This window comes from Marivita sp., from assembly GCF_048006345.1.
Classification (GTDB): domain Bacteria; phylum Pseudomonadota; class Alphaproteobacteria; order Rhodobacterales; family Rhodobacteraceae; genus Marivita.
Genome location: NZ_CP180351.1, coordinates 2,563,189 through 2,577,064, shown reverse-complemented (window position 1 = coordinate 2,577,064; position 13,876 = coordinate 2,563,189). Strand labels below are relative to the sequence as shown.

Annotated in this window: 11 protein-coding genes; 1 reads left to right on the top strand and 10 read right to left on the bottom strand. The window is 62.7% G+C overall.

Going from position 1 to position 13,876, the window contains the following annotated elements; all coding sequences use genetic code 11:
- Positions 1-56: 56 nt before the first annotated feature.
- From ACMVPR_RS12685 to ACMVPR_RS12640, 10 genes are all read right to left on the bottom strand, one after another.
- Positions 57-989, bottom strand: coding sequence for an ABC transporter permease (locus tag ACMVPR_RS12685; RefSeq protein WP_416883183.1), 933 nt, complete (start codon positions 987-989; stop codon positions 57-59).
- The gene (locus ACMVPR_RS12680; protein ID WP_416883182.1) at positions 980-1,285 is read right to left on the bottom strand and encodes a hypothetical protein; all 306 of its coding nucleotides are present in this window, start codon (positions 1,283-1,285) and stop codon (positions 980-982) included. The genes ACMVPR_RS12685 and ACMVPR_RS12680 overlap by 10 nt, the downstream gene beginning before the upstream one ends.
- Positions 1,285-2,370, bottom strand: a complete 1,086-nt coding sequence (locus tag ACMVPR_RS12675) for an ABC transporter permease (RefSeq protein WP_416883181.1) — start codon at positions 2,368-2,370, stop codon at positions 1,285-1,287. Before ACMVPR_RS12675 ends, ACMVPR_RS12680 begins: the two co-directional genes overlap by 1 nt.
- Before the next feature lie 147 nt (positions 2,371-2,517).
- Positions 2,518-4,041 (bottom strand): ABC transporter ATP-binding protein, encoded by a 1,524-nt coding sequence (locus tag ACMVPR_RS12670; protein ID WP_416883180.1) that lies wholly within the window; start codon positions 4,039-4,041, stop codon positions 2,518-2,520.
- Positions 4,008-4,949: a xanthine dehydrogenase accessory protein XdhC gene (gene xdhC / locus ACMVPR_RS12665; RefSeq protein WP_416883179.1), complete on the bottom strand. Its 942-nt coding sequence runs from the start codon at positions 4,947-4,949 to the stop codon at positions 4,008-4,010. The genes ACMVPR_RS12670 and xdhC overlap by 34 nt, the downstream gene beginning before the upstream one ends.
- Positions 4,939-7,350: a xanthine dehydrogenase molybdopterin binding subunit gene (xdhB, locus tag ACMVPR_RS12660; protein WP_416883178.1), complete on the bottom strand. Its 2,412-nt coding sequence runs from the start codon at positions 7,348-7,350 to the stop codon at positions 4,939-4,941. Before xdhB ends, xdhC begins: the two co-directional genes overlap by 11 nt.
- On the bottom strand, positions 7,347-8,747 hold the full coding sequence (xdhA, locus tag ACMVPR_RS12655; protein WP_416883177.1) for a xanthine dehydrogenase small subunit: 1,401 nt from the start codon (positions 8,745-8,747) through the stop codon (positions 7,347-7,349). Before xdhA ends, xdhB begins: the two co-directional genes overlap by 4 nt.
- Before the next feature lie 322 nt (positions 8,748-9,069).
- Positions 9,070-9,531 (bottom strand): SRPBCC domain-containing protein, encoded by a 462-nt coding sequence (locus ACMVPR_RS12650; RefSeq protein ID WP_416883176.1) that lies wholly within the window; start codon positions 9,529-9,531, stop codon positions 9,070-9,072.
- A complete protein-coding gene (locus ACMVPR_RS12645) occupies positions 9,528-9,857 on the bottom strand; it encodes an ArsR/SmtB family transcription factor (RefSeq protein ID WP_416883175.1) in 330 nt (109 codons plus the stop codon). The genes ACMVPR_RS12650 and ACMVPR_RS12645 overlap by 4 nt, the downstream gene beginning before the upstream one ends.
- Before the next feature lie 73 nt (positions 9,858-9,930).
- Positions 9,931-10,233, bottom strand: a complete 303-nt coding sequence (locus tag ACMVPR_RS12640; RefSeq protein WP_300585891.1) for a hypothetical protein — start codon at positions 10,231-10,233, stop codon at positions 9,931-9,933.
- A 142-nt stretch (positions 10,234-10,375) separates the two neighbouring features.
- Between ACMVPR_RS12640 and dnaE the strand changes: the two genes are divergently transcribed.
- Complete coding sequence (gene dnaE, locus ACMVPR_RS12635; RefSeq protein ID WP_416883174.1) at positions 10,376-13,876, top strand: DNA polymerase III subunit alpha; 3,501 nt, start codon at positions 10,376-10,378, stop codon at positions 13,874-13,876.

Below are 13,876 nucleotides of genomic sequence, written 5' to 3'. Positions count from 1 at the left end.
GTCTCCCGGTTGGTGGGGCGTTGTCCGCCCCGTTTGAGTGGATGCGCCCGGTTGTGTCACCGGGTCGCGTGGAAGGTCTGCCCAAGGTTCGCGGGGGCGTTGTGACTGCCCCGCGAACGGTTGGACGAGATCAAAACAAGCACAAGGATCGTTATCAGATAGGGAGACATGGACAAGTATTGCACCCCCCATGTCATCCCGGCGGCTTGCAGATTGAGTTGCAGCACGGTGATGCCGCCGAAAAGATAGGCACCGACCAGAACGCGGCCCGCGCGCCAGCTGGCAAAGACCACGATGGCCAGCGCGATCCAGCCCGCACCGGCGGTCATGCCTTCGGTCCATTGCGGCACGCGCACAAGGCTGAGATAGGCGCCGCCCAAGCCGGCACAGGCCCCGCCGAACATGATGGCGAGCATCCGCACCCGGATCACCTTGTAGCCCAAGGCATGCGCGCTCTCGTGGCTTTCGCCCACCGCGCGCAGGATCAGTCCGGCGCGGGTGTATTTGAGGAACGCCCAGACGGCGACCACCATACCGAGGCTGATATAGACCATGATGTCATGGCTGAAGACCATGCGTCCGACCATGGGCAGATCGCTCAGGATGGGGATGTCGAGTTTTGGCAGGGTGACGGTTTTCTGCCCCTCATAGGGCTTGCCCAGCAGCGAGGATAGACCTAGCCCCACCAGTGTCAGGCCCAGCCCGGTGGCGACCTGGTTGGACAGGAAGATCTGTGTCAGGACGCCGAACGCCACGGAGAGGGCGGCGCCTGCGATGGCGGCTGTGGCAAAGCCCAGAAGCGGCGATCCCGAGTTGATGGCAACGATAAAGCCGATCACCGCACCGGTGATCATCATGCCCTCGACGCCAAGGTTTAGAACGCCGGACTTTTCGACCACCATTTCCCCGATGGCTGCCAGCAGGATCGGAGTGGCCGAAATCATGATAGAGGCGACCAGAAGGATTGGGTTGATGTTGCTCAGGTCCATGCGGGGCCTCCGTGCACGAGATGCACCACCATCGCGAACAACGCAGCACTTCCCAGCATGATGGCGACATGGGACACACTTGGCCTGTGACGCGGCAGCCGTTCAAGAACGGGAAAGCGCCGATGCAGGCCTAGCGCCACAAGCAGCGCAATCAAAGCAACTGCGGCCACATGCCCCAGCACGAACAGCACCACATTGGCCGGGCCTTCTCCTATCAGCCAGCCGTGAAGCATCCAAAGCATCATCGCGCCCATCATCAGGCCTATAAGCGCGGGTTTGAGGATATGAGAGCACATCACGCCACCTCCGCCGCGCCGAACCTGACGCGATAATTGGTCAGAACATCCACGCCCAAGAGGAAGAACAGCAGCATCCCCTGAAACAGCTGGATCGATGCGCCAGGCACGCCCAGCATCAACTGCGCCAGCTCGCCGCCGATATAGGTCAGCGCCATCAGCAACCCCGCCAGAAGGATGCCCACAGGGTGCAGGCGGCCAAGGAAGGCCACGATGATCGCGGTGAAGCCATACCCCGACCCGAAGTCGATGCTGATCTGGCCTGCGGGTCCGGTGACTTCGAACAGCCCGGCCATCCCGGCCAACGCGCCCGCCAGACCAAGGCAGAACAGGATCGTGCGGGCAGGCGACACGCCCGAGAATTTCGCGGCACGCGGGGCCTCGCCGGTCAGGCGAATGTTGTAGCCTTGGATGTGCCGCGTCAGCAGAACATAGGCGAAGATCACTGCGATGAAGGCTGTCAGAACGCCCAGATGCATGCCCGTATTGGGGATCAGTTCGAGGTTCTGGGACGACGACCATTGCGACAGGTTGCGCGAACCGGGAAAGCCCATGCCTTCGGGATTGCGCAAGAGGCCGGACGAAACCGAGGCCAGCAGGTTTTCGGCCACGTAGACCAGCATCAGGGACACGAGGATTTCGTTGGTGCCAAACCTGACCTTCAGAAGCGCCGGGATCATCGCCCAGGCCCAACCGCCCAAGGCGCCAGCAACCACCATCAAGGGGAGGATCAATGCAGACTCCATCGGGTAGAGCGCCAGTCCCGCCCCAGCGCCGCAGATCGCGCCGATGATATATTGCCCCTCGGCCCCGATGTTCCAGATGCCCGCCCGGAAGCCGATGGACAGCCCGATGGCGATCAGGATCAGCGGCCCCGCTTTGACCAGCAGCTGAGGCCGCGAGAAATTGGCGAATTGCGGGTGAAACAGCGGATCCCAGAAAATCGTCCGGATTGCCTCGACTGGCGATGTGCCGATCAGGCCGAACATTATGCCGCCGAAGATCATGGTCAGGATCACGGCAAGGATCGGTGTCGCCACCGTCCACGCCTTTGAGGGCTGCGGGCGCTTTTCAAGCCGGATCATTGGTGGCCCTCCCTGTTCGCATTTTGGGCTATGCAGGACCCTGCGAACCTCGAAAATGAAGGTACAGGAAAGGGTGCACCGGGCGCAGGTATCGTCGTTTCGTGACGACCCGGTGTCGCCCTGCAGCACAGGGCTCGGTCAAAGGCGTCACTCCGCAACATGGGCCACCTCCATGTCATGCGCGCCACCCATCATCAGACCGATCTCGTCGATGCTCAGATCCGCCACCGGCCTAAGCGCCGACAACCGCCCTTCGTTCAGCGCGCCAAAGCGGTCCGCGATTTCCATCAGCTCGTCCAAATCCTGACTGACCACGAGGATCGCCGCGCCCTGCGCCGCGAGGTCCAGCAGTGCCTGCCGGATCGCCGCCGCCGCAGCGGCATCGACACCCCATGTCGGTTGGTTGACCACAAGGATGTCCGGGTTCTGCGCCACTTCGCGTCCGATGACGAATTTCTGCAGGTTCCCGCCGGACAGCGCCCGCGCGGCCACATGGGTGCCCGGAGTGCGCACGTCGAAGCGTTTGATCACGTCCTGTGCAAACCCATCGGCGCGGCTCCAGTTGATGAAGCCCCGGTTCACCAGACGTTGCCGCCGCCCCGCCGTCAGCACCGCGTTTTCCGTCAGGCTCATGTTCGGAGCCGCCGCATGGCCCAGCCGTTCCTCGGGGGCGGTCAGAAAGCCCACCGCACGGCGCTCCACCGGTCCGTCGCGGCTCACATCCGCGCCCTTGACCCAGATCGTGCCGCGCTTTGAGGTGCGTTCGCCCGACAGCGCCAGCAGCAATTCGTCCTGCCCGTTGCCCGCAACGCCGCCAAACCCAAGCACCTCACCTGCGCGCAGCTCGAAACTGATACCGCGCAGGGGCGTGCCGAAGGCTCCGGGCGCGGGCATGGTCAGGTTGTCGACCCGCAAGAGCACTTCTCCGGGCGTCTTGGCCTTGGCGGCCGGTGAGGCAAAGCTCGATCCCACCATCATTTCCGCCATCGCGCGCGCGGTGGTCTCGGACGGTGTGCAGGTCGCGACCTTCTTGCCCAGCCGCAGGATCGTCGCATGATCGCAAAGCGCGCGGATCTCTTCCAGCTTGTGGCTGATATAAAGGATCGCCGTGCCCTCGGATTTCAGCTTGCGCAGGGTCTCGAACAGGATCTCCACCTCCTGCGGCGTCAGCACCGACGTCGGCTCGTCCATGATCAGCAGCTTGGGATCCTGCAACAGGCAGCGGATGATCTCGACCCGCTGCCGTTCGCCCGCCGAAAGCGTGCCCACGGTGCGCGACGGATCGAGCGGCAGGCCATAGGTCTCGGACACCTCGCGGATTTGCCGCGCCAGATCGCGCGGCTTGGGTGGGTTCTCCATGCCCAACGCCACGTTTTCCGCCACGTCGAGCGCGTCGAAGAGCGAGAAATGCTGGAACACCATCGCCACCCCAGCCTGACGCGCGGCGCTGGGTTCGGACGGCGTGTAGGGCTTGCCGCGCAGGGTCATACTGCCGCGGTCCGGCTTCACCAGCCCATAGATCATCTTGACCAGCGTGGACTTGCCCGCGCCGTTCTCGCCCAGCAATGCGTGGATTTCGCCCTCGCGGATGTCGAAGGACACGTCGTCATTCGCGACGACACCGGGATAGGCTTTGGTCAGGCCGTCGAGGCGAAGGAGGTCGTCGGGCAAATGGCACCTGATTTGGTCGTTGCAAGGCTCAATAGCTGGGCGGAAACCCCGACGGCAATCGCCTGAGGGTGCTTTCCAAGGGATTTTTGCCCAATCGGACAGCAAATGCGAGATATTTGGGCGTCACTGTGCCCCATCTTGCGAAGGCGGGAGGTAAATCGCGCCCATTTCGTGTCGGACCCGATCAACCCGGCAAACCCGAACCCGTGGCGCAGCAGCGCATCGCACAGGCTCAGATCGAGTGCATGGGAATAGGTCAGGACCAGATGCGCGGCCTCTTGCGGTGCATGGGGGACAACACGCAGCGGGTCACTGGCGGGCAGGGCACTGACACCTTCTGGAATGGCGTCGGGAAAGCGGTTCGGCGCAGTATCGACCCATGTGATCTCGATCTCGGGGATCGGGTGCAACACGTCCACGAGCGCCCGGCCAACATGGCCCGCGCCCCAAATCCAGAGCGGTTTCGTCGGCTGTGCCACAGGTTCGACAAACCAGCCCTGCACCATACGCGGGCGAAGGTTCACGCCCTGATTGCGCGCGCATGTGGTCAGGCGTTTGACGGCCAGCGGCATATCGCCCGGCCCCCGCGCGATGACCATTTCACCGTTTAAGTCGGCAAGCCGGATGGCGTCAAAGACTTCGGTGAGCAACGTCACCGCGCCACCGCAGCACTGGCCCAGTTCCGGCCCGAGCGGATGGCGGCTGAACCCCTCTCGGGCGAAGGCCCGCTGCGCCGCCTGATATTCCAAAGCACCGCCGCCGATGGTGCCCGACTGCCCGCCGTCCCAGACCAGCATCGCTGCGCCCACCTCGCGCGGGGAGGAGCCCTGCACCTCAGCGATCACCACTCGGGCGACACGTCCGTGCTCCGCGACCGCAGCACGCAAGGGGTTGAGATCAAACGCCATCGCGCACCCTCTCGATGGCCTTGAGAACCCGTTCCGGCGTGGCGGGTGCATCCAGCGCAGGGTAGCCGTCACCGCAGGCCGACACCGCATCAGACAGGGCCAAAAACACCGACATGCCCAGCATGAAGGGCGGCTCTCCCACCGCCTTGGAGCGGTAGATCGTGTCCTCCCGGTTGCGCCCGTCCCAAAGCGCGACGTTGAACACGTCCGGCCGGTCCGAACAGGCGGGGATCTTGTAGGTTGATGGCGCATGGGTGCGAAGACGTCCCTTGTTGTCCCAGACCAGTTCCTCGGTTGTGAGCCAGCCCGCGCCCTGCACAAACGCGCCTTCCACCTGCCCGATATCCAAAGCCGGGTTCAGCGACGCGCCCGCGTCATGCAGCAGGTCGGTGCGTAGGATGCGGTACTCGCCGGTCAGCGTGTCCACCGCCACTTCGCTGAGTGCTGCGCCATAGGCGAAATAGAAGAACGGTCGTCCCTGACCCTTGATCCGGTCCCAGCTGAGCTTTGGCGTGCGGTAGAAGCCGGTCGCCGACAGACTGATCCGCGCCTCGTAGGTCATCTGCGCGACTTTGGCGAAACTGTAGGTCTCGCCTTGAACGGTGACCTGCCCACCCTCAAACACCACATCCCGCGCGTCGCATTGATGCAGGCTCGCCAGATGGTTCGCCATCCGGTCGCGGATCGTGTCGCAGGCGGCTTTGACGGCCATCCCGTTGAGGTCCGACCCCGAGGAGGCCGCCGTGGCCGAGGTGTTGGGCACTTTCCCGGTATCCGTCGCGGTGATCTTCACCATCTCCAGCGGCACGCCAAACCGGTCGGCCGCAACCTGCGCCACCTTCTGGAACAGGCCCTGTCCCATTTCGGTGCCGCCATGGTTCATGTGGATTGAGCCGTCCTGATACACATGCACCAGCGCGCCGGCCTGATTGAGATGCGTCAGCGTGAAGGAAATCCCGAACTTCACCGGCGAAAAGGCGATACCTTTCTTGATCACCGCATTGCCCGCGTTCCACTCTGCCACAGCCGCACGCCGCGCTTCGTACTCCGCGCCATCCAGCAGCCGGTCGGTCATCTCGTGCAGGATGAAATCCTCGACCACCTGCCCATAGGGCGTGGTCTGCCCCGCCTCAGCGCCCAAAGCACCCGTGTTTTCCACCAGTTCTTCCGACCCCCGAGAAGCAATATCCTGCTCCTTCATCTTGCCCGGTAAACTCCGGGGGGGCGCCGCAGGCGCGGGGGGCAGCGCCCCCTCGACCTCGGCCGCATAGTAATTCGCCTTCCGCACTGTGACCGGGTCGAGCCCCAGATCATGGGCGATGTGATCCATCACCCGCTCGACGCCCAGCATCCCCTGCGGACCGCCAAAGCCCCGGAACGCCGTGGCGCTTTGGGTGTTGGTCTTGAGCCGGTGGCTTTCGATCCGCACATTCGGCAGGTGATAAGCGTTGTCGGCATGCAGCATTGCGCGGTCGGCGACGGGCAGGGACAGGTCCTGCGCCCAGCCGCATCTTGTGTAGTGTTCGAACTCGACGCCCGAGAGGACACCCCGATCATCGAAACCCACACGGTATGCGATACGGAAATCGTGCCGCTTGCCGGTGATCATGAAATCATCGTCTCGGTCATAGCGCATCTTGGCCGGACGCCCGGTCGCCGAGGCCACCACGGCACAGGCAATCGCGAGCGCATTGCCTTGGCTCTCCTTGCCACCAAACCCACCACCCATGCGTCTTGTCTCGACCCGGACGGCATGCATCGGCAGGTGCAGGGCATGCGCCACTTTATGCTGGATCTCGGTCGGGTGCTGGGTCGAAGCGTGCACCACCATGTCGCCGCCTTCCTGTGGCAGGGCCATGGCGGATTGGCCTTCGAGGTAGAAATGCTCCTGCCCACCCATCTCGATCACGCCGCTGATCTGGCGCGGCGCGGTGTCGATGGCCTCGCCCGCATCGCCCTTTTCCCAGATACGGGGGCCTTCTTCGAACCTGCTGTCGGCGGCCATCGCCTCGTCGATGGTCAGGATCGCGTCGCGTTCGGCATAGCTGATCTGACCGAGACGCGCCGCCTTGCGGGCGGCGAGGTGGCTGGTGGCGGCGACCAGAAAGATCGGCTGGCCAAGGTAGTGGATCGTGGCGCCCGACAGCATCGGCTCGTCATGGGCCGAGGGGGAACAATCACAGTCGCTGGGCAGGTCCTTGGCTTCCCACACGCCCACTACGCCCGGCGCCGCACGAACCGCGTCGAGGTTGATCGCGGTGATGCGTCCGGCGGCGATTGTGCTCAGACCAAAGGCCAGATGCAGCGTGCCTTTCGGGGTCGGGATGTCGTCGACATAGCGCGCCTGTCCTGTGACATGCAGATGCGCCGCGTCATGGGGGAGGGGTTTGGCGATACTCATGCCGACACCTCCAGCACGTTGGAGGCGATGCCCTGATCCTCGTGCCAGTAGCGCAGCAGCATATTTTCCGCTGTGCGCAGGCGGTAACCGGCAGAGGCGCGCATGTCAGACAGGGGGGTGTAATCCTCGCCCATCTTGGTCATCGCGGCGCGGATCGTGGCCTCGGTCCACGGCTTGCCCGCCAAAGCAACTTCGGCAGCGCGGGCGCGTTTCGGGGTGCCGGCCATGCCACCGAATGCGATGCGGGCCTCTGTCACCGAGCCATCCGACACGGTGATGTTAAACGCGCCGCAGACGGCCGAGATGTCCTGATCGAAGCGTTTGGAGAGCTTGTAGACCTTCAGCCCCGGCGCGTGGCGCGGGATCGTGACGGCTTCGACAAATTCGCCCTTGGCGCGGTCCTGTTTGCCGTAGTCGATGAAGAAGTCTTCCAAAGCCATATCGCGGTGGTGGTCCCCCGCCCGCAGATGCAAAGTGGCCCCCATCGCGATCAGCGCGGGCGGGTTGTCCCCGATGGGCGAGCCATTGGCGATGTTGCCGCCGATGGTCGCCGCAGCCCGCACCTGGGCCGACCCGTAGCGGCGGATCATTTCGGCGTAGGACGGGTGCAGGTCTTTGACGGCTTTCAAGACGCGGTCCATCGTCACGCCTGCACCGATGCGCAAGTGATCGTCTGTTTCCTCGATCTGCTGCATCTCGGTGCAGCGGTTGAGGAAGATCACGTCGTCCAGATCGCGCAGGGACTTGGTTACCCAGAGCCCCACATCCGTCGCACCCGCAATCAGTGTCGCGTCAGGACGCGCGGCGTAGGCCGTGGCGAGTTCATCCAGCGTTTCCGGGGCGTTGAGGCTGGGGGGCTGTCTGCCCCCCAGACCCCCCGAAAGGTATTTTTGAACCAGAGAAGCAGGGGGCGTGTCCTTGAGCCAATCGGGCGCGGGCTTATCGGCGGCCGCTTCTGCCGCGCGGATGATCGGGGCATAGCCGGTGCAGCGGCAAAGGTTGCCCGCCAGCGCGTCGTCGTGGTTCCGGTCGCCATTCAGATGTGCGACCGCCATCGACACGACAAAGCCCGGTGTGCAGAAGCCGCATTGCGATCCGTGGTGGTCGATCATCGCCTGCTGCACCGGGTGCAGGGTGCCGTCTGGGGAGCTGATGCCTTCGACCGTGCGCACCGCGCAGCCGTCAAGCTGGGGCAAAAAGAGGATGCAGGCGTTCAGCGCACGTACGCCACGCGCATCGGTGACCATCACCGTGCAGGCGCCGCAATCGCCTTCGTTACAGCCTTCCTTGGTGCCGGTGAGGCCGCGCTCTTCGCGCAGCCAATCGAGCAGCGTTGCCGTGGGGGACACGTCTCGCAGCTCCACGCTCTCTCCGTTCAGAAGAAAGGTGATATCCATGTGAAAAACCTGCCGCCTTACCAATATGCCCCTTGGTCTGCGCGTCCTCGATGCGGCGTAGAAAACGCGCGGGGTTATCCCTGTTGTCAGCCGAGGCTAGGCAAGCAGGGCGCGGTTTGGCAAGAGATTTTGTGCCTGTTTGGTGTTCATTGCGGTGCCAGTGCCTGATTCACAGGCGTTGAACGAGAGCGGCCAACTGCTCAAACGTGGTGCCCCAGCCGTCGAAAAAGCCCATTTTTTCGTGTTCCGCGCGTTTGGCCGAATCGGAATGGATGACCTGCCGCGTGTTTTGAACCGCTTTGATTGGTAACCGATTTGAGGCTCATGCCAGGTCTCCTGAGGCAATCAGCCGTTCCAGCCGGTCGAGGCCACTGGTCCAGCCGGATTGGAAATCGGCCTGCATGTCTTCGCCGGTCATCGACGCCACGGCGACATCGACGGTGAGGGTGGTCGCAGGGCCGTCTGCATCCAGAACGTAGGTCACAAGCGACACGCCGAAACGCTGCCCGCCTGCGATGACCGTTTCGGTGAAACAGGCGCGGGTGGGGGTGTCGATGTGATACCAATGGGTGTCGACGGTAAACTCGGGATTGTCCGCAGGCCCGCAGCGGTGGCGTTCCTGTCCGCCTTCGCGCAGGTCGGTGGTGTCCAGAACCAGCACAACGTCGTCCGAGGGGCCGCCCCAGATCTCGCGTGACTTTGCGTCGGTCAGAAGGTGCCACAGGCGGTCTTGCGACGCTGCGATTTTGCGGGTCAGGCGGAACGTGGCGATGGGGGCGGTCATGTCTTGGGCCTTTCAAGAGTTTCGGCCAGCGCCTGCAAGCGGTCCAGACGACCTTCCCACAGCTTGCGCTGTCGGGAGAGCCAGTCTTCGGCGGCGGCCATGGGGGCGGCTTCGATATGCAGGGTTCGGGTGCGGCCGGTTTTCTCTGATCGGACCAGACCTGCCTGTTCGAGCTTTCCGAGATGTTTGAGGAAAGAGGGCAGCGCCATGTCATGCGGGCCGTGCAACTCGGACACGCTGGCAGGGCCGTCGAGCAGGCGTTCGATCACCGCCCGACGGGTCGGGTCGGCCATTGCTGAGAAAACGAAGTCGAGATGGTTAGCCATATGGCTAGGTAATTTAGTCGACAAGAGACTGTCAAGAAAAACCTAGCCATTTGGCTAACCAATGATGCGGGCTTCAAAAAGGCAGGAAGCCGTCGCCGAGTTCATAGTCTTTGACCGCCAGCAACGGCTGGTCGCCATCGTAGGAAAACACGAACACATGCGCGAGATCCGAAGCGAGTGTCATGCGGCAGAAATTGGCATCGGCGTCGAAATCCGCCGGACAGCCTTCGAGATCGACATGTTCAATGGTCGCTTCGAACACCGCATAGGTGAGTACGCCATTTGCGAGGTAGCTGGTTCCACCGTGATGGGTTTCGCCGGGTCCTGATGCGGCGGCGGCGCTTGCGACGGCGAGTGTTGCGAGAAGGGGTGCCACTGTCCTGTGCATAATTCTGATTCCTTTTGTCAGGTATTATGCGTCGATTGCTGACTCTTTTTATCGGGATTGTAAAGTGGATTTCATTTCAAACCTACAGCTTGGGCTTTCCCCTGGATCGCGGACTGCATATCGTAGGCGCATGGCTGATCCCCGATTCATTCATCTGCGCGTCCATTCCGAATATTCGCTGCTGGAAGGGGCGGTGCGGCTCAAGAAGCTGCCCGATCTCTGTGCAGCTAAAGGCATGCCAGCTGTTGCTTTGACCGACACCAACAACCTGTTTGCAGCGCTGGAGTTTTCGGTCGGTGCGGCGGGCGCGGGCATTCAGCCGATTATCGGCTGTCAGGTGGACCTGAGGGTCGCCGATCCCGCGCCGGGCGAACGGGCCAAGCCGCCTGCGCCCGTGGTTTTGCTGGCGCAAACCGAGACCGGGTATGAGCACCTGATGAAGCTCAATTCCTGTCTTTATCTGCGGCGGGACGGGGAGTTGCCGCATGTCACGCTCGACGAGTTGGCGCAGCATAGTGAGGGTGTTATCTGCTTGTCCGGAGGGCCGGACGGCGCGGTCGGGCGCATTCTGCAACAGGGCAATCGCGGTGCGGCCGAGGCGGTGATGCAGCGATTGGCCGAGATCTTCGGCGACAGGCTTTATGTCGAGTTGCAGCGCCATCCCGGCGACAACGGCCTGCCTGAGAATGAGCGTCTGACCGAACGACCGTTTGTCGAGATGGCCTACGCGATGAACCTGCCATTGGTGGCGACCAATGATGTATATTTCCCGAAATCCGACATGTACGAAGCGCATGACGCGCTGATCTGTATCGCCGAGGGCGCTTATGTCGACCAGCAGGAACCGCGCCGCCGTCTGACACCCCAACATTATTTCAAATCGCCGCAGGAAATGGTGACGCTGTTTGCCGACCTGCCGGAAGCGACCCAGAACACGGTGGAGATCGCCAAGCGCTGTGCGTTCATGGCCTACAGGCGCGATCCGATCCTGCCGAAATTCGCGGATGACGAGGTCGAGGAACTCAAGCGGCAGGCGCGGCAGGGGTTGAAGGACCGTCTTGCGGTGATCCCGCATGCGGCTTCGGTCGAGGAGTACGAGAAGCGGCTTGAGTTCGAGCTGGGCATCATCGAAGGCATGGGGTTTCCCGGCTACTTCCTGATCGTGGCCGACTTCATCAAATGGGCCAAGGATCACGACATTCCGGTAGGGCCTGGGCGTGGCTCGGGGGCTGGCTCGCTGGTGGCTTATGCTCTGACCATCACCGACCTTGACCCGCTGCGCTATCAGCTTCTGTTCGAACGCTTCCTCAACCCGGAACGTGTGTCGATGCCCGACTTCGACATCGACTTCTGCATGGATCGCCGCGAAGAGGTGATCCGTTACGTTCAGGACAAGTACGGTGCCGACAAGGTGGGCCAGATCATAACCTTCGGTGCGCTTCTGTCGAAGGCAGCGGTGCGCGATGTGGGACGGGTGTTGCAGATGCCCTATGGGCAGGTGGACCGTCTGTCGAAGATGATCCCGGTCGAGGGTGTGAAACCCGTCAGCATCGAAAAGGCGCTGATTGATGAACCCCGCCTGCGTGAAATGGCGCGCGAGGAAGAGGTGGTGGACCGCCTTCTGACCTATGGCCAGCAGGTTGAAGGGCTGCTCAGGAACGCGTCGACCCACGCTGCGGGTGTGGTGATTGGGGACCGGCCCTTGGATGCGCTGGTGCCGCTCTATCAGGACCCGCGCTCGGACATGCCCGCGACCCAGTTCAACATGAAATGGGTCGAACAGGCGGGTCTGGTGAAGTTCGACTTTCTTGGCCTCAAGACCCTGACGGTGATTCAGTACGCGCTGGACATGATCTTCAAATCCGGGCGGCCGTTGCACATCGCCGCGGATGGCACGGAGCTTTACCAACCCGCGCCGGGGGCCGAGAACGACATCGGGCATATCCCGCTGGATGACGAGGCGACCTACAAACTTTACGCAGCTGCGAAGACGGTTGCCGTGTTCCAGGTGGAAAGTTCGGGCATGATGGATGCGCTCAAGCGCATGAAGCCCACCTGCATCGAGGATATCGTGGCGCTTGTCGCGCTCTATCGTCCCGGCCCGATGGAGAACATCCCGACCTATTGCGAGGTCAAGAACGGGCTGCGCGAACGGGAATCCGTGCATCCGCTGATCGACCATATCCTTGAGGAAACGCAGGGCATCATCGTCTATCAGGAGCAGGTGATGCAGATCGCGCAGGTCATGGCAGGCTATAGCCTTGGCGGTGCGGACCTGCTGCGCCGCGCGATGGGTAAGAAGATCAAAGAGGCGATGGACGCCGAACGCCCGAAATTCGAGAAAGGCGCAGCAGAGAATGGCGTCGAGGCCAAGAAAGCCTCCGAGGTGTTCGACCTTCTGGAAAAGTTCGCCAATTACGGCTTCAACAAATCCCACGCCGCCGCCTATGCGGTGGTCAGTTACCAGACAGCGTGGCTGAAGGCCAACCACCCGGTCGAGTTCATGGCCGGGGTGATGAATTGCGATATTCACCTGACCGACAAGCTGGCCACCTATTTCGAAGAGGTGAAGAAGGGTCTTGGTCTGCCTTGGGTGCCGCCTTGCGTGAACCGGTCTCAGGCGATGTTCGACGTGCAGGACGGGGCGCTGGTCTATGCGCTGGGCGCGCTCAAGAATGTCGGTGTGGAGGCGATGAGGCTGATCACCGAGGCGCGGGGCGACAAGCCATTTGTCACGTTGTTCGATTTTGCCCGCCGCGTGGATCTGAAACGGGTCGGCAAACGCCCGCTGGAGATGCTGGCCCGATCCGGTGCGTTCGACCAGCTGGACCGCAATCGCCGCCGCGTGTTCGAAAGCCTTGATGCGCTGGTCGGTTATTCCGCGGCGATCCACGATCAACGTGCCTCGGCGCAGGTGTCGTTGTTTGGCGAAGCAGGCGATGACCTGCCGGAACCGCGGCTGTCGCCGGTGTCGGACTGGCTGCCTGCGGAACGTCTGTCGGAAGAGTTCAAAGCCGTCGGTTTCTACCTCTCTGGTCACCCGCTTGATGACTACATGACTGCGCTAAAACGCAAGGGCGCGATGACGCTGGATGATGTGCTTGCGAAGGCGCAGAACGGGCCTTGCGTTGTCAAGATGGCGGGCGTCGTGGCCGGTCGGCAGGAACGGAAATCCGCACGCGGCAACCGTTTTGCCTTTGCCCAGCTCAGCGATCCGACCGGGGCGTATGAGGTCACGCTGTTCTCGGATACGTTGGAGGCCGCACGCGATCATCTGGAGACCGGGTCGAAGGTGATGGTCACTTGCGAAGCGACGCTGGAATCCGATCAGCTCAAACTGCTCGGGCGATCTGTAGCTCCTGTCGATGTCGCGGTGGCCGATGCCGTGAGCATGGGGTTGCGCATTTTTGTCGATCAACCCGATGTGGTCGCGCATGTGGCCTCTGTTCTGACCCGCGCGGCGGACCAGCTGCCCAAGGCAGGCAAGGGTCCGATCCGCATCTGCTGTCTGGGTGCGCCGGGCCTGCCCGGTGAGGTCGATGTGGCGCTTGCCCGCGAATTCCCCGTGACGCCGGAAATCAAAGGCGCGATCAAGTCGCTGGGCGGCGTTCTCGACGTCGAAGAGCTTTGA